The 15,391-nt window shown below is 68.7% G+C and carries 16 protein-coding genes; 8 read left to right on the forward strand and 8 right to left on the reverse strand.

Annotated elements, in window-relative coordinates:
• The first annotated feature begins 127 nt into the window (after positions 1–127).
• Positions 128–349, forward strand: a complete 222-nt coding sequence (locus ACGFH6_RS35415) for an SCO4848 family membrane protein (RefSeq protein WP_393392989.1) — start codon at positions 128–130, stop codon at positions 347–349.
• On the opposite strand, the gene ACGFH6_RS35420 is transcribed toward ACGFH6_RS35415, so the two are convergent.
• A complete protein-coding gene (locus ACGFH6_RS35420; protein ID WP_393392991.1) occupies positions 339–1,142 on the reverse strand; it encodes an AraC family transcriptional regulator in 804 nt (267 codons plus the stop codon). The two genes, ACGFH6_RS35415 and ACGFH6_RS35420, sit on opposite strands and share 11 nt — an antisense overlap.
• 13 nt (positions 1,143–1,155) lie before the next feature.
• Between ACGFH6_RS35420 and ACGFH6_RS35425 the strand changes: the two genes are divergently transcribed.
• Positions 1,156–1,983 carry a M55 family metallopeptidase gene (locus tag ACGFH6_RS35425; RefSeq protein ID WP_393392994.1) on the forward strand — a complete coding sequence of 276 codons (828 nt, stop codon included), beginning with the start codon at positions 1,156–1,158 and terminating at the stop codon, positions 1,981–1,983.
• A gap of 52 nt (positions 1,984–2,035) precedes the next feature.
• Complete coding sequence (locus tag ACGFH6_RS35430) at positions 2,036–2,467, forward strand: DUF2000 family protein (RefSeq protein WP_393392997.1); 432 nt, start codon at positions 2,036–2,038, stop codon at positions 2,465–2,467.
• Between the two features lie 40 nt (positions 2,468–2,507).
• Here the strand turns inward: ACGFH6_RS35430 and ACGFH6_RS35435 are convergent, their stop codons facing one another.
• The 4 genes from ACGFH6_RS35435 to sdhC are packed head-to-tail and all read right to left on the reverse strand — an operon-like array spanning position 2,508 to position 5,760.
• A complete protein-coding gene (locus ACGFH6_RS35435; RefSeq protein ID WP_393392999.1) occupies positions 2,508–3,212 on the reverse strand; it encodes a succinate dehydrogenase iron-sulfur subunit in 705 nt (234 codons plus the stop codon).
• On the reverse strand, positions 3,212–4,954 hold the full coding sequence (gene sdhA, locus ACGFH6_RS35440) for a succinate dehydrogenase flavoprotein subunit (RefSeq protein ID WP_393393002.1): 1,743 nt from the start codon (positions 4,952–4,954) through the stop codon (positions 3,212–3,214). The genes ACGFH6_RS35435 and sdhA overlap by 1 nt, the downstream gene beginning before the upstream one ends.
• Positions 4,955–4,961: 7 nt before the next feature.
• Complete coding sequence (locus ACGFH6_RS35445; protein WP_393393005.1) at positions 4,962–5,426, reverse strand: succinate dehydrogenase hydrophobic membrane anchor subunit; 465 nt, start codon at positions 5,424–5,426, stop codon at positions 4,962–4,964.
• A gap of 1 nt (position 5,427) precedes the next feature.
• On the reverse strand, positions 5,428–5,760 hold the full coding sequence (gene sdhC, locus ACGFH6_RS35450) for a succinate dehydrogenase, cytochrome b556 subunit (RefSeq protein WP_328526863.1): 333 nt from the start codon (positions 5,758–5,760) through the stop codon (positions 5,428–5,430).
• Positions 5,761–5,941: 181 nt separating this feature from the next.
• Here sdhC and ACGFH6_RS35455 point away from each other — a divergent pair, with 181 nt between their 5' ends.
• A complete protein-coding gene (locus tag ACGFH6_RS35455; RefSeq protein ID WP_393393008.1) occupies positions 5,942–6,757 on the forward strand; it encodes an MBL fold metallo-hydrolase in 816 nt (271 codons plus the stop codon).
• Between the two features lie 105 nt (positions 6,758–6,862).
• On the opposite strand, the gene ACGFH6_RS35460 is transcribed toward ACGFH6_RS35455, so the two are convergent.
• Together ACGFH6_RS35460 and ACGFH6_RS35465 are read right to left on the reverse strand one after the other, a co-directional pair.
• Positions 6,863–8,002, reverse strand: a complete 1,140-nt coding sequence (locus tag ACGFH6_RS35460) for a glycosyltransferase (protein WP_393393010.1) — start codon at positions 8,000–8,002, stop codon at positions 6,863–6,865.
• Positions 8,003–8,078: 76 nt separating this feature from the next.
• Entirely contained in the window at positions 8,079–9,191 is a 1,113-nt protein-coding gene (locus ACGFH6_RS35465) for a glycosyltransferase family 4 protein (RefSeq protein ID WP_393393013.1), read from the reverse strand.
• Between the two features lie 267 nt (positions 9,192–9,458).
• Between ACGFH6_RS35465 and ACGFH6_RS35470 the strand changes: the two genes are divergently transcribed.
• From ACGFH6_RS35470 to ACGFH6_RS35480, 3 genes are all read left to right on the forward strand, one after another.
• Complete coding sequence (locus tag ACGFH6_RS35470) at positions 9,459–11,039, forward strand: methylmalonyl-CoA mutase (RefSeq protein WP_393393016.1); 1,581 nt, start codon at positions 9,459–9,461, stop codon at positions 11,037–11,039.
• 66 nt (positions 11,040–11,105) lie between these two features.
• The gene (locus ACGFH6_RS35475; protein WP_393393019.1) at positions 11,106–11,738 is read left to right on the forward strand and encodes a hypothetical protein; all 633 of its coding nucleotides are present in this window, start codon (positions 11,106–11,108) and stop codon (positions 11,736–11,738) included.
• 77 nt (positions 11,739–11,815) lie between these two features.
• A complete protein-coding gene (locus tag ACGFH6_RS35480) occupies positions 11,816–12,826 on the forward strand; it encodes a hypothetical protein (RefSeq protein WP_393393021.1) in 1,011 nt (336 codons plus the stop codon).
• Positions 12,827–12,830: 4 nt separating this feature from the next.
• Here the strand turns inward: ACGFH6_RS35480 and ACGFH6_RS35485 are convergent, their stop codons facing one another.
• On the reverse strand, positions 12,831–14,018 hold the full coding sequence (locus tag ACGFH6_RS35485; protein ID WP_393393025.1) for an amidohydrolase: 1,188 nt from the start codon (positions 14,016–14,018) through the stop codon (positions 12,831–12,833).
• Between the two features lie 233 nt (positions 14,019–14,251).
• Here ACGFH6_RS35485 and ACGFH6_RS35490 point away from each other — a divergent pair, with 233 nt between their 5' ends.
• Positions 14,252–15,313 carry a BMP family protein gene (locus ACGFH6_RS35490; protein ID WP_393393028.1) on the forward strand — a complete coding sequence of 354 codons (1,062 nt, stop codon included), beginning with the start codon at positions 14,252–14,254 and terminating at the stop codon, positions 15,311–15,313.
• Positions 15,314–15,391 lie beyond the last annotated feature (78 nt).

A 15,391-nucleotide genomic window follows, 5' to 3' on the forward strand; every position in this document is an offset into this window, starting at 1 on the left:
GTAAGTTGGATCGCTTGCCGCCGCGCCGACCATGAACCAAGGTCGATGACAGGAGCTCGCCCCCCCGGGCGGGGCGGCCGAGTGAGGCGCGGCCGCCCCGTTTACCAACGACGGGGACAATGGCCGGGTGAAACTCGAACGCAAGCACGCGCTGGTGCTGCTCGGCATCGCGGTCTGGAACGTCGTCACCTACGTGACGTTCATCAAGAACCTGGCCGCCACCGAGGGCCGACCGACCGGGTACTACGTCGCCCACACCGTCCTGATCGTGGTCAACCTGCTGATCGCGGTCCTGCTCGGCACCTGGGGCGTCCGCGCCTACAAGGCCGCGCAGAAGGTCAACGCCTGACGAAGCTCGCCGGCGTCACCCCGAGCATCTTGCGGAAGTGCCGGTTCAGGTGGGACTGGTCGTAGAACCCGGCCAGCGTCGCCACGTCCGCGGGCGGATGCCCGTCGAGCAGGTAGCGCCGGGCCAGGTCGACCCGGCGCCCGGTCAGGTACCGATGCGGCGGCATCCCGAACTCGCGGCTGAACGCCCGCACCAGATGCGCCGGATGCGCATGCACCAGCTTCGACGCGTCGTCCAGCGTGATCCCGGCCGGCACGTTCGCGTCCAGTACGTCGCGCAGCCGCGCGGCGATCCCGGGATCGCCCCGATCCGGCGGGTCGAGCACGTTCCGCCGCAGATGTTGCCGCAGCCGCTCCTCGATCAGCGTCAGCCGGCTCTGCGCCTCCAGGTCCTCCCGCCCGTCCAGCAGTACGCCGTGCAACTGGTGCAGACGGTGCCGCAGCAGCGGATCGACGTACTCGGGCTGGTCCACGGCCGCACCGATCAGGTCGCGGCCGAGCCGTTCCGGCTTCAGGTACAGCACGCGCTTGCGGAAGCCCTCGGGCCGGACCGAGCGCCCGTCGTGCGGGACGTTCGGCGGCAGCAGTGAGACCTGTGCCTGCGCCAGTCCGTGCTCGCGGTGGTCCAGGTCGTACCGCACCACGCCCTCGTCCACGATCAGCACGGTCCACGCGTCGTGCGTGTGGCTCGGGTACGCGTGGGAGGGAAAGTGCGCGTGCAGGACCTCGACGACCCCGCTCAGCTCGGGCCGCCACGCCTTGACCTCGGCGCCACCGCTCACAGTCAAGAACATACGCTTGCGTCCCGTGAAGGCTTACATCAGCGCGGACATGGAGGGCATCACCGGACTGGTCGACGCGGAGGACGTCCAGCCGCCGGGCCGGGACTACGAGCGTGGCCGGGTGATGATGACCGAGGACGTGAACGCCGCTGTCCGCGGTGCGTACGCCGCCGGTGCGACCGCCGTCCTGGTCAACGACGCCCACGGCCCGATGCGCAACCTGCTGCCGGACCTGCTCGACCCACGCGCCACGCTGATCAAGGGCCGCCCGAAGCCGATGGGCATGATGGAAGGCCTCACCAGCGAGTACGACGCTGTCCTCTGCGTCGGCTACCACGCCCGGGCCGGGGTGCTCGGCGTACTCAGCCACAGCTTCATGGGCCACGAGATCGAGGACATCTGGCTGGACGATCAGGTCACCGGTGAGATCGGCCTCTTCCACGCCGGGGCCGCGGCGTACGGCGTACCGGTCGCGGTGCTGACCGGCGACGACACGGCCTGTGCCGAGATGAGCGCGTGGGACGCCGGCGTACGCACGGTCGCCGTCAAACAGGCCAAGGATCGCTTCGCCGCCCAACTCGTCCCGGTCCTCGAGGCCCGCGCCGCCATCGAATCCACCACCACCGAGGCCCTGCGCTCCCTCCCCACCATCACCGCGCCGTCCACCACCCGCCGCCTGACCGTCCGCTGGCAGTCCGCCTCCGTCGTCTCCCACCTCACCGCGATCCCCGGCGTCACCCGCCAGGACGACCGCACCGTCACCGTGGAAGCCGACATGCTCACCCTCTACCGCCTCTTCAACCTCTTCCTCCGCGTCGCCACCGCTGTCACCACCAACCCTCCGTACTGCTGAGAGGTGAAGAACGTACAAGACCGGGGTCTCGGTCGGGCGGGACTCTGGGGGTGTGGACAGTGCGAATGAGCCGATCAGGTTCGAGACGAAGATTGCTGTGTTGCTGCGGGAGGACCTGGCGGTCTGGCAGCGGTTGAATGTGGCGGCGTTCCTGGTGAGTGGGATTGCGGGGACGCGGCCGGAGGTGGTGGGGGAGGCGTATGAGGATGCCGACGGGGTGAAGTACCTACCGATGTTCCGGCAGCCGGTGCTGGTGTTCGAGGGGTCCAAGGAGTTCATGGCGATCGCGCACCAGCGGGCGTTGCAGCGTGGGATCGAGCACTCGGTTTTCACCCAGGAACTGTTTGCCACTGGCAACGACCGGGACAACCGGGCGGCCGTGAAGGCGGTCGCGACCGAGGAACTGGACCTGGTCGGGATCGCCCTCTACGGCCCGAAGAACGCCGTCGACAAGACCCTCAAAGGTGCCCACATGCACCCATAGCCAGCGGAGCCCGACGATGAGGGACAGAGTTGGTTGGTGCTCACACCCGGCGGAAGATCAGTGCGCGCTTGACCTCCTGGATCGCCTTGGTGACCTCGATGCCGCGCGGGCAGGCGTCGGTGCAGTTGAACGTGGTCCGGCAGCGCCAGACGCCTTCCTTGTCGTTCAGGATCTCCAGCCGCTGCTCGGTGCCCTCGTCGCGGCTGTCGAAGATGAACCGGTGCGCGCCGACGATCGCCTGCGGGCCGAAGTACTGGCCGTCGGACCAGAACACCGGGCAGGACGTCGTACAGGCGGCGCAGAGGATGCACTTGGTGGTGTCGTCGAAGCGGTCCCGGTCGGCCTGCGACTGGATCCGCTCCCGGGTCGGCTCGTGGCCGCTGGTGACCAGGAACGGCATCACCGCGCGGTACGCGTCGAAGAACGGCTCCATGTCGACGACCAGGTCCTTGAGCACCGGCAGGCCCTTGATCGGCTCGACGGTGATCTCCTTCTCCGGGTTCAGGTCCTTGATCAGCGTCTTGCAGGCCAGCCGGTTGCGGCCGTTGATCCGCATCGCGTCCGAGCCGCAGACACCGTGCGCGCAGGACCGCCGGAAGGTCAGCGTGCCGTCCTGTTCCCACTTGATCTTGTGCAGCGCGTCCAGCACCCGGTCGGTCGGCTGGAGCGTGACGGAGTACGTCTTCCACTCCGCCTCGTCGACGACCTCCGGGTTGTACCGCAGGACCTTGACCTTGACGTCCATCAGTACTTCCGCTCCATCGGCTTGTAACGGGTCTGGATGACCGGCTTGTAGTCGAGCCTGATGTTGACGTTGCCTTCGGCATCGAGCTCGCGGTAGGCCATGGTGTGCCGCATGAAGTTGACGTCGTCGCGGGTGGCGTAGTCCTCCCGGAAGTGACCGCCGCGGGACTCCTTGCGGGCCAGCGCGGACACCACCAGCACTTCGGCCAGGTCGAGCAGGAAGCCGAGCTCGACGGCCTCGAGCAGGTCGGTGTTGAACCGCTTGCCCTTGTCCTGCACACCGACGGATGCGAACCGCAGCTTGAGCGCCTCGATGTCGACCAGCGCCTGCTTCAGCGAGCCCTCGGTCCGGTACACCTGCGCGTTCAGGTCCATCGTCGCCTGCAGGTCGGACCGGATCGCCGCGATCCGCTCCTCGCCGGTGGAGTTGCGCAGCCCTTCGACCAGTTCGACGACGTACGCCGAGGGGTCGTCCGGCAACTCCTCGAAGGCGGCCGTGGCGGCGTACTCCGCGGCGGCGATGCCCGCGCGCCGGCCGAACACGTTGATGTCGAGCAGCGAGTTCGTGCCCAGGCGGTTCGCGCCGTGCACGGACACGCAGGCGACCTCGCCCGCGGCGTACAGGCCCGGGATCACGTCGTCGTTGGTGGCCAGCGCCTCGCCCCTGATGTTGGTCGGGATGCCGCCCATCGCGTAGTGCGCGGTCGGGAACACCGGGATCTGCTCGGTGTACGGCTCGACGCCCAGGTACGTCCGGGCGAACTCCGTGATGTCCGGCAGCTTCGCGTCGATGTGCGCGGGCTCCAGGTGGGTCAGGTCGAGCATCACGTACGCGCCGTCGGGGCCGCAGCCGCGGCCCTCGCGGACCTCGTTGGCCATCGCCCGGGCGACCATGTCCCGCGGCGCCAGGTCCTTCACGGTCGGGGCGTAGCGCTCCATGAACCGCTCGTTGTCCTTGTTCCGCAGGATCCCGCCCTCGCCGCGGGCCGCCTCGGACAGCAGTACGCCGAGACCGGCCAGGCCGGTCGGGTGGAACTGGAAGAACTCCATGTCCTCCAGCGGCAGGCCCTTGCGCCAGACGATGCCCATCCCGTCGCCGGTCAGCGTGTGCGCGTTGGACGTGGTCCGGAACACCTTGCCGAAGCCGCCGGAGGCGAAGATCACCGACTTGGCCGAGAACACGTGCAGCTCCCCGGTGGCCAGTTCGTAGGCGACCACCCCGCTGGCCTTGCCGTCGGTCATCAGCAGGTCGAGAACGTAGTACTCGTTGAAGAACTCGACGTTCTGCTTGATGCATTGCTGGTACAGCGTCTGCAGGATCATGTGGCCGGTGCGGTCGGCCGCGAAGCAGGACCGGCGGACGACCGCCTCACCGTGGTTGCGGGTGTGGCCGCCGAAGAACCGCTGGTCGATCTTGCCCTCGGCGGTCCGGTTGAACGGCAGGCCCATCTTCTCCAGGTCGAGGACGGCGTCGACCGCCTCGCGGCACATCACCTCGGCCGCGTCCTGGTCGACCAGGAAGTCGCCGCCCTTGACCGTGTCGAAGGTGTGCCACTCCCAGTTGTCCTCCTCGACGTTGGCCAGCGCGGCGCACATGCCGCCCTGGGCCGCGCCGGTGTGCGACCGGGTCGGGTAGAGCTTGGTGAGCACCGCGGTCCGGGTCCGCTTGCTGGACTCCAGGGCGGCGCGCATCCCCGCTCCACCCGCGCCGACGATGATCACGTCGTACTGATGCTGTTGCATAACGTCCTTACTTACAGACCGACAGCGTGCTGCTGGGGTCGAGGCAGGGGTCGAACGTGAAGATCACCAGGGTGCCCAGTACGACGATGACGATCGCCGCCGTGATCAGCAAGGCCTTGAGCCAGAACCGGGTCTGGTCCTTCTCGGCGTAGTCGTTGATGATCGTGCGAAGCCCGTTGGTGCCGTGCAGCATGGCCAGCCACAGCATCAGCAGGTCCCAGACCTGCCACAGCGGGTTGGCCCACTTGCCGGCCACGAAACCGAAGTCCAGCGCGGTGATGCCGCCGCCGAGCATCAGGTTCACGAACAGGTGGCCGAGCACGAGGACGACCAGGGCGAGGCCGGACAGCCGCATGAACAGCCAGCTGTACAGCTCGAAGTTGGTCTGACCGGAGCGGTTCCGGCCGCCGCCCTTCAGCGAGCGGGAGCGGGAGCTGGACCGGGGTGCTGCGATCCCTGGGGTTTCCGGCATCTCAGCCTCCGAAGACGTGGGTCAGGTGCCGGATCACGAACGGCACGAACAGCACCACCCAGATCACCCCGACGCCGATCATCAGCTGCCGCTGGTACCGCGGGCCCTTGGCCCAGAAATCCACCAGGATCAGCCGGATGCCGTTGAAGGCGTGGAACAGGATCGCCGCCACCAGACCGACCTCGAGCAGGCCGACGATCGGGTTCTTGTAGGTGCCGATGACCTCGTTGTAGGCCTCCGGGGACACCCGCACCAGCGCGGTGTCGAGCACGTGCACCAGCAGGAAGAAGAAGATCCCCACGCCGGTGATCCGGTGCGCGACCCACGACCACATGCCCTCCCGGCCGCGATACAGCGTGCCGGCTGGTTTGCTGGGCACCAGATCCTCCTCTACCGCGTTCACCAGGTCGTCTTGATGCTAGACCCGCACCTTGGGGTGAAATGTACTGACAGATGTGACATCGATCGCGATACGTGTGAGATCGGTCGCGTCGGCCGACTGAGGGGAGAACACGGTGAGTTTCTGGATCTGCGCGACCTGTGCGGTGGAGCACTCCGAACAAGTGGAGGTCTGCGCGATCTGCGCCGACGAGCGGCAGTGGGTGCCGGCCGACGGCCAGCACTGGACCACGCTGGAGGAGCTGGCGGCGGCCGGCACCGAGGTGACCATCGAGGAGGTCGAGCCGAACCTGTACGGCGTCAGGTCGAAGCCGCCGGCCGGGATCGGCCAGCAGTCGATGCTGCTGGTGACCCCGGACGGCAGCCTGCTGTGGGACCCGATCGGGTACGTCGACGACGACGCGGTCCGGCGGATCCGCGAACGGGGCGAGGTGGCCGGGATCATCGCGAGTCACCCGCACATGTACGGCGTCCAGGTCGAGTGGAGCCACCGGCTCGGTGACGTGCCGGTGTACGTGTCCGAGCCGGACGCGGAGTGGGTGGCCCGGCAGGACCCGGTGATCCGGACCTGGTCGGGCAAGCTGAACCCGTTGCCCGGAGTGACGGTGATCCAGCCGGGTGGGCATTTCCCGGGCAGTGCGGTGGTGCACTGGGCGGAAGGTGCCGAGGGCAAGGGCGTGATCCTGTCCGGGGACACGATCTTCGCCAATCCGGACCGTACGTCGGTCAGCTTCATGCGCAGCTATCCGAACCGGATTCCGCTGTCGGGCGCGGTCGTGGACCGGGTCGCCCGTGCACTCGACCCGTTCGAGTACGACCGGCTCTACAACAACTTCGGCGCGTCCATCCCGGTGGACGCCAAGACCGTCGTACGCCGTTCGGCCGATCGCCACGCCGCCTGGGTCCGGGGTGACTACGACCACCTGACCTGATCTGTGCAGGACGACAGGAGGTGTACCCCGTCGGGCGCTGCCGTGACGCTCAGCCCGGCCCTGTGGACCGCCGGATCGGGCCATACCTCCTGTCGAGCTGCACGGTCAGGCCGCCAGGCGCGCCTGGCCCAGCCGGGTGTGGAGGGCGAGCATGTGGCGGATGCAGGAGTCCCAGTCGTAGAGCTCGGCCCGGCGACGGGCCGCGGCTCTGCGGCCGGGCAGCTTCGCCAGTTCGAGGACGGCGTCCGCCAGCGCGACCGGGTTTGCGGAGGCCCAGCGGCCGCAGGTCTCGTCGACCAGTTCGCGCGCACCGCCGGTGTTCGCCGTGACAACCGGCGTACCGGCGGCGAGGGCCTCCAGGACGGCCAGGCCGAAGGTCTCGCCGGGGCAGACGGACAACGCGACATCCGCCTCGGCCAGGTGTGTGGCCAGCCGCAGGCGGCCGTCGACGTACCCGTGGAAGACGACCGGGGCGTCACCGGCGATCGCGACCAGCTCGTCCAGGTGAGGGCCCGAGCCGTAGACGTCCATGCGCAGGTTCACCCCGCGGCGATGCAGCTCGGCCGCGGTGGCGACCGCCAGGTGCGGGCTCTTCTCGCGGGACAGCCGCCCGGCGTGGACCAGCTTGAGTACGCCGTCGTCCACCGGCTCGGCCAGTGACGGGTGGAACGTGTCCAGGTCGACCCCGAGCGGGATCCGGACCAGCGGCGTCGTCACCTCGTCGAACTCGGCCGCGGCGTACCTCGACGTCACCACGACCGCGTCATACGTGCGGCTCAGGATCTTGTACAGCGCGCCCACGCCGGCGATGACGCCCTGGCGGTACTGCGCTCCTTCACCGCCGAGCCGCCGCGGCCGGGCGGTGTACAACGACAACATCGCGTCCAGACGTTCGTGGCTGAACAACACCGAGCCGATGTCGTTCTTGCGGGCCCAGCGCGCGACCGGCAGCAACGTGGACTTGTCCGAGATCTCCACCGTGGTCGGCCGGAACCGCTCGAGCGTCTCGATCACCTTCCAGGGATCGGTGATGAGGCGGTACCCGCCGGCGATCTTCAGGGCCTTCGTCCGGACCACCGTGCCGAACTCGGTGTCGATCGCGACATCCCGTTCGCCCGGGGTGATCACGATCCGCTCGGCGCCGGCCTCGACGTACCCCTGACCGAGGTGCTCGATCGCGGTCCGCATCCCACCGGACGTCGGCCCGACGAAGTTGGCCAGCTGGGCGATCCGCAAAGAGCTCATCGGCGTCCTCGCTTCGCTCCGGGCGCCGATGAGGCGCGAATCCGACTGTGCTTTCTGATGAGCTCGCTCCGCTCGCTCATGCGACCCGCCGTACGGCCGCCGCCTCGCGCAGGACCTCGGCGTAGTGCCGGTCAACCAGATCGTCGACCACCGCCGGCCAGGTCCGGGACTGCACGCGTTCGAGGCCGCCGGCGGCCATCCGGCCGCGAGCCGTGGGGTGATCGAGCAGCGTCTTGACCGCCTCGCGCAGCGATCCGGGCCGGCCGGGCTCGAACAGCAGACCGTTCTCGCCCGGGTGGATCAGGTCGAGCGGGCCACCCGCGGCCGGGCCGACGGTGGCCACCCCGGAGGCCTGCGCCTCCTGGATCGTCTGGCAGAACGTCTCGTGTTCCCCCGTGTGCACGAAGACGTCCAGCCCGGCGAAGATCGAGGCCAGGTCGGCGCCCCGGCGCATCCCCAGGAAGGTTGCACTGGGCAAGGAGTGTTCCAGCGACGCGCGGTCCGGTCCGTCGCCGACGACGACGATCCGGCAGTCCAGGTCGGTCAGTTCGGCGAGCCGGCGGACCTTCTTCTCCGCGGCCAGCCGGCCGACGTACCCGACGATCGGCTTGCCGTCCGGAGAGATCTCCCGGCGCCAGTTCTCGTCGCGGTGAGCGGGGTCGAACAGGTCCAGGTTCACGCCGCGGCCCCACAGATGGACCCGCGGTACGCCGCCCTGGACCAGCGCCTCCACCGATGCGGTGGACGGTGCGAGGGTGCGATCGGCCCGCGAGTGGGTACGCCGTACCCAGCGCCAGATCCCGCGGTCCGCGGCGGCGAACCAGGGGTACTGGCGGGCGAACCCGGCGATGTCGGTCTGGAAGATCGCCACCGTCGGCAGCCCCAGCCGGCGCGCCGCGCGCAGCCCGTAGGCGCCGATGATGAACGGCGACGCGACGTGGACCAGATCGGGCTTGAAGTCGGCCATCGCCCGCTCGATCGACGGATCGGGCAGGCCGACCGGGAACTCCTTGTACCCAGGCGTCCGGAAGCTGCGGGCCCGGATCACGGGCACGTCGGCGTAGCTGTCCGGACCGGGGCCGGGGGCAATGATCAGCAGCTCGTGCCCACGGGCACGCAGCCGATCGGCGACGTGGCGAGCCGTGTTCGCCACGCCATTGATCTGCGGCAGGAAGGTCTCAGCCACCATCACGATCCTCACAGCTGCGAGGTTCCCCACCGCGCATGAACCCTCGGCGACACTCTCGTAACACCGCGTCGATTCCCTGTCGACGCGTTCGCGGATTTGAAGTGTCCTTCAGGTTGCCAGCCCGGCCGTGTTCGGTGAGGCCCCGGCCAACTGTGGGAGTCGTCACAGTGCTGCTTTCTTCCCCGCCCACCGCCCCGGTCAGGCCGTGCCGGATCTCACCCCGCTCGTGCATACCAGTGGAGGTGTGGTTCGGCCTACCGTGGGGGGATGAGTCATCGGAGTGAGTCGGGGTTCGAGTTCGCGCCGGTGTACGGGCCGGAGGTGCTGGACGGGTTCGAGCCGGGCGGCAAGCTGGGGGAGCCGGGGAAGTTCCCGTTCACCCGGGGTGTGTACCCGACGATGTACACGGAGCGGCCGTGGACCATGCGCCAGTACGCCGGGTTCGGTACCGCGGCGGAGTCGAACCAGCGGTACCACCAGCTGATCGACCACGGCACCATGGGTCTGTCGGTCGCGTTCGACCTGCCCACCCAGATGGGCTACGACTCCGACGCCCCGATCGCGCACGGCGAGGTCGGCAAGGTCGGGGTGGCGATCGACTCGATCGACGACATGCGGGTGCTGTTCGACCGGATCCCGCTGGACCAGGTGTCCACGTCGATGACCATCAACGCCCCGGGCTCGGTGCTCCTGCTGCTGTACCAACTCGTCGCCGAGGAGCAGGGCGTCGCCGGTGACAAGCTCACCGGCACGATCCAGAACGACGTACTGAAGGAGTACATCGCCCGCGGCACCTACATCTATCCGCCGAAGGAGTCGCTGCGGCTGATCAGCGACATCTTCGCCTACTGCAAGGCGGAACTGCCGCGCTGGAACACCATCTCGATCTCCGGCTATCACATGGCCGAGGCCGGCGCGACGCCCGCGCAGGAGATCGCGTTCACCCTGGCGGACGGGATCGAGTACGTCCGGGCCGCGGTCGCGTCGGGCCTGGACGTCGACGAGTTCGCGCCCCGGCTGTCGTTCTTCTTCGTCGCCCGGACCACGCTGCTCGAGGAGGTGGCGAAGTTCCGTGCCGCCCGGCGGATCTGGGCCCGGGTGATGCGCGACGAGTTCGGCGCCAAGAACCCGAAGTCGATGATGCTGCGGTTCCACACCCAGACCGCGGGCGTCCAGCTCACCGCGCAGCAGCCCGAGGTCAACCTGGTCCGGGTCGCCGTTCAGGGGCTGGCCGCCGTACTCGGTGGGACGCAGTCGCTGCACACCAATTCGTACGACGAGGCGATCGCGCTGCCGACCGAGAAGGCGGCCCGGCTCGCGCTGCGCACCCAGCAGGTGCTCGCGTACGAGACCGACGTCACCGCCACCGTCGACCCGTTCGCCGGCTCGTACGTCGTCGAGTCGCTCACCGACGAGGTGGAGGCGGCCGCGGTCGAGTTGATGGATCAGGTCGAGGAGTACGGCGGTGCGGTCGCCGCGATCGAGAAGGGCTTCCAGAAGCAGGAGATCGAGCGGTCGGCGTACGCGATCGCGCTGGAGATCGACTCGGCCGAGCGTGTTGTCGTCGGGATGAACAAGTTCAGGATCGCCGAGGAGGAGCCGTACGAACCGCTCCGGGTCGACCCCGCGATCGAGGCCCAGCAGGTCGAACGCCTGGCCAAGCTCCGCGCCGAACGCGACCAGCCGGCCGTCGACGAGGCCCTGGCCGCCCTGAAGAAGGCGGCCGAAGGCAACGCCAACTGCCTCTACCCGATGAAACAGGCCCTCAAGGCCCGAGCGACGGTAGGCGAAGTCTGCAACACCCTCAGAGATGTGTGGGGTGTTTACGTCCCCGCTGACACCTTCTGACTCGAGCCGATATGGTCCGCTCGAACGCTAGCGTTGGGCGGACCTGCGGGTCGAGAGGGGTTGGGGATGCGGCGTCGAGGTATGGCGGTCGTCGGTGTGGTGCTGGGCTTGCTGATGTCCGCCGGTTGTGGCCCTGGCGACGACGAGGGCGGCGGACTGCCGACCTTGGGGCCGGAGTCGAGCGGGCAGCCGTCCAGTGCGGCCACGACGCCGGGAGAGATGACTGCTTCCCCGACGGCAGGATCATCCAGCGGCGGGCCGCCGAACACGATCGCGGTGCACCGGCGCAAGGTCGTGGCGGCGTCGACCTCGGACAAGGCGGCCGCGGACGCGTTCATCAGCTACATCACCGTCCGGCTGACGGCGTACAACAAGGTGCAGGTCGACCTCGATGCCCTGGCCAAGACGTCGACGGGTGCCGCGCTGAACGCCGTACGGTCCGACGTCGCGGGACTGCGCAGCCGCGGCCAGCACACGGTCGGCGAGGTCTGGGTGGACATCCCGAAGGTGACCGCGCGCGGGTCGGCCGCGACGCTGACCTCCTGCATGGTGAACACCACGGTCGACGTGGACGCGAAGGGCAAGCCGCTGAGCGCGCCGAAGCCGTTCTACAACATCACCAGCACGCTCGAACTGGGCGGCGGGAAGGTCTGGCTGGTCAAGACGATCAAGTTCGGCGGCGACAACGCCTGCCGTTGACGCAACCGAACCGCGTCATAGAACGTCAGAACCCACGTCTCGATAGAGTGTGACCACCAAACTGGGGAGTATTCGCCATGAAGCGCACAGTATTCGCCACCGCCCTGGCGGGACTGGCTGCCGCGGCGGTCGTCGCCGCGCCGGCACACGCAGGGGGTGGGCTCGAGCAGTCCGGTGACGGTGGCTACAAGATCTCGGTCAGCGTCACGATCACCAGCGACTCCGGCGGCGTCGTGAAGAGCGGCGGTACGTCGCTGGCCGTCGCGCCGACCTGCTGGTGGGAGCTGTACAACCCCGACATCGGGGGCAACGACGCGACCACACCCGAGGGCTTCCAGAAGTTCTACGACGAGTCGATCCCGCTGCTGAGCGGGCACGCCGCGGCGGGCCGGCTGTCGATGCCGGACGCCGACGAGGTGAAGCGCGTGACGGAAGCAGCGAAGAACGGCGCGAAGTACCGCTGGTACAGCCTGCGGTGCCAGGAGGGCCACAGCGGTGTCAAGGAGGGCTACACCAAGTCTGGTGGCACCTACTACGGCACCGAGATCGGCATCGGCTTCGCCGCCTTCATCGAGGGGCAGCAGCCGGAGCCTTACGTCGCGCCCGAGGACCTGGCCACGTCGCTGTGGGACTACGCCCAGCAGGGGCTGACCGACCCGACCATCGACCGCAACCCGAAGGTCACCGGGAACGGCGGCGCCACGCTGGTGAACGTGCCGACCTGGTTCTGGGTGACCAACCCGGCGACCGCGCTCGCCGACGACGGCAAGCTGCATCTGACGGCCACCGCCGGGAACACGACGGTGACGCTGGACGCCCAGAGCAACGGTGTCGCCTTCACCTCGCCGGCCGGTTCCACGTCGTGTTCGGTCAACCAGGCCAAGTACGCGTACGGCGCGGGCGCCTCGGAGGGCTCGGCCTGCACGATCTCGTTCGACCGGTCGAGCGCCGGCTGGCCGGTGACCGCCAGCACCACCTGGGGCGGCACCTGGTCCGGCAACGACGGCTCCGGTGAGGCGTTGCCGGAGGTCTACCACTCGACCACCGTCAACGTGCCGGTCGTCGAGGTTCAGGTTCCGAACCGCTGAGCCTTCAGTCCAAGAGGGCGCAGGACGCCAGAACCGTCATCCCGACGGTGATGGCGTCCTCGTCCGGGCAGAAGCCGGGCGTGTGCAGGTCGGCGGCCGCGTCCACACCGAGCGGTCGCACTCCCAGCCGGGCCATCGCTCCCGGAACGTGCTCGAGGTACCAGGCGAAGTCCTCGCCGCCCAGACTCTGATCGGTCGCGGCCACCGCGTCGGGCGTGATCGCCTCGCTGACCGCACGCTGGAACACCGCGATCGCCTCCGCGTCGTTCATGACCGGGGGTACGCCGTGGGTGACCTCGGTGCTGACCTCGACGCCGTACGGAGCGATCAACTGCTCGGCCAGTAGGGGGATCAGGTCGGCGGCCAGCTTCCAGGCGCTGACGTCCAGGCAGCGCACGGTGCCTTCGGCCTCGCCGCGGGACGGGATGGCGTTCGCGGCCGAGCCGGCGGTGATCCGGCCCCAGACCAGCGACAGCCCGGCCCGCGGGTCGACGCGGCGCGACAACGCGGCCGGTAGCTCGGTGACCAGGGTGGACAGGGCGTAGACCAGATCGCCGGTGAGGTGCGGCCGGGAGGTGTGACCGCCGTCGCCGGTCAGCCGGACCAGGACACGGTCGGACGCTGCGGTCAGCGCACCGACCCGGAGTCCGACCTGCCCGACCTGCAGCCGGGGATCACAGTGCAGGCCGTAGATCCGTCGTACCCCTTCCAGACCGCCGGCCGCGATCACACCGAGCGCGCCGCCGGGCATGACCTCCTCAGCCGGCTGGAAGATCAGCCGGACTCGGTGGGGCAGCAGCCCGTCGGCGGCCATCCGCGCGAGCACCTCGGCGGCTCCGATCAGGATCGCGGTGTGGACGTCGTGACCGCAGACGTGCGCCACGCCTTCGTACGTCGACCGAAAAGGGGAATCGACACCCTCCGTCACCGGCAGGGCGTCGATATCGGCGCGGAGCGCCACACACGTGTCGCCGGAGCCGATGTCGCAGATCAGACCGGTGCCTGTCGGCAGCACCTGCGGGGACAGTCCGGCCGCCACCAGCCGCTGCCGGATCAGCTCGGTGGTCCGCACCTCGTGCCAGCCCAGCTCCGGGTGCGCGTGCAGGTCGCGACGCACGGTCACGATCTCGTCCCGGACCGCGGCGACACGGCTCTGCAGGTCGCTGAGCAGCAGGTGCTGCGAAATGGTCATTGGGGAATTCTCGCATCGCAGCGGCGGAACAACGGCCCGGGCTCAGGCACCGGACCGATCCGGTCAGCGTCACCTCACCCGCCGCGTCGGCGTTCTGGCTGAGCGTCACGACCGAAACTACGATTGAGTAACGAGCATTTCAGTGACGCATCGTCAGTGGCTGGGGGGTCTCACCGGGTCTATCGTTTCGCTGCGAACGCCTGCACGGGGCGATCAGGGATCGAGGAGGCATCTTGCGGCACACGAAGACGTTGGCGGCGCTCGCCGCCACCGTGGCGCTGTTGGTGGCAGGCTGCGCGAAGAAGGAAGAGCCGGGGGCGGCAGGCGGCGGCAGCGACGAACTGTGCGCGGACAAGTCCGGGACGGGTCCCAAGATCGGCCTGGCCTACGACATCGGCGGCCGTGGTGACCATTCCTTCAACGACCTGGCCGCGGCCGGTGTGAAGAAGTCCGTGGACGAGTTGGACGCCACCTGTGAGGAGTCCGAGGCTGCCGCGCAGGAGCCCGACTCCGCGAAGGAGGAGCGGCTGCGCACGCTGGCCGAGGCGGGCTTCAACCCGATCGTGGCGGTGGGCTTCGTCTACACCGAAGAGGTGAACAAGGTCGCCAAGGAGTACCCGGACAAGAAGTTCGCGGTCGTCGACGGGTTCGCCGAGGGCCCGAACATCACCAACCTGGTGTTCTCGGTCGAGCAGGGCTCGTTCCTGGTGGGTGTCGCCGCTGGTCTGAAGACCAAGGCGAAGCACGTCGGCTTCATCGGCGGTACCCGGGGACCGATCATCGACCCGTTCGCGGCCGGTTACAAGGCCGGCGTGGCCGCGGTCGACCCGAGCATCAAGGTCGACATGAAGTGGCTGTCCGACAAGGGTGACGACAAGGCGTTCGCGAACCCGGGTGGGGCGAAGACTGCCGCCACCGCGCTGTACGACGCCGGCGCGGACATCGTCTTCCACGCCTCCGGTCTGTCCGGCGGCGGCCTGTTCGACGTCGTGGCGAGCAAGCCGGACGGCATCTGGGCGATCGGCGTCGACTCCGACCAGTACCAGACCGCGACGCCCGAGCAGCAGAAGCACATCCTGACGTCGTCGCTGAAGAAGGTCGACGTGGCCGTCTTCGACTTCGCGAAGGCGTTCAAGGACGGCACCACCAAGCCTGGCTACGACCTGTACGACATCAAGCGGGACGGTGTCGGGTACGCGACCAGCGGTGGCTTCCTCGACGACGTGACCGCCAAGATCGAGGAGTACAAGGCGAAGCTGGTCTCCGGCGAGCTGACTGCACCGTCGAAACTCTGACGAGTGAAACCCTCGGGCTCGGGCCGATGACGCGGTAGCGTTGCGGCCCGGGCCCGAGGCTCGTCCCGGCGACAACGA

It is taken from the genome of Kribbella sp. NPDC049227 (assembly GCF_043197265.1).
Taxonomy (GTDB): domain Bacteria; phylum Actinomycetota; class Actinomycetes; order Propionibacteriales; family Kribbellaceae; genus Kribbella.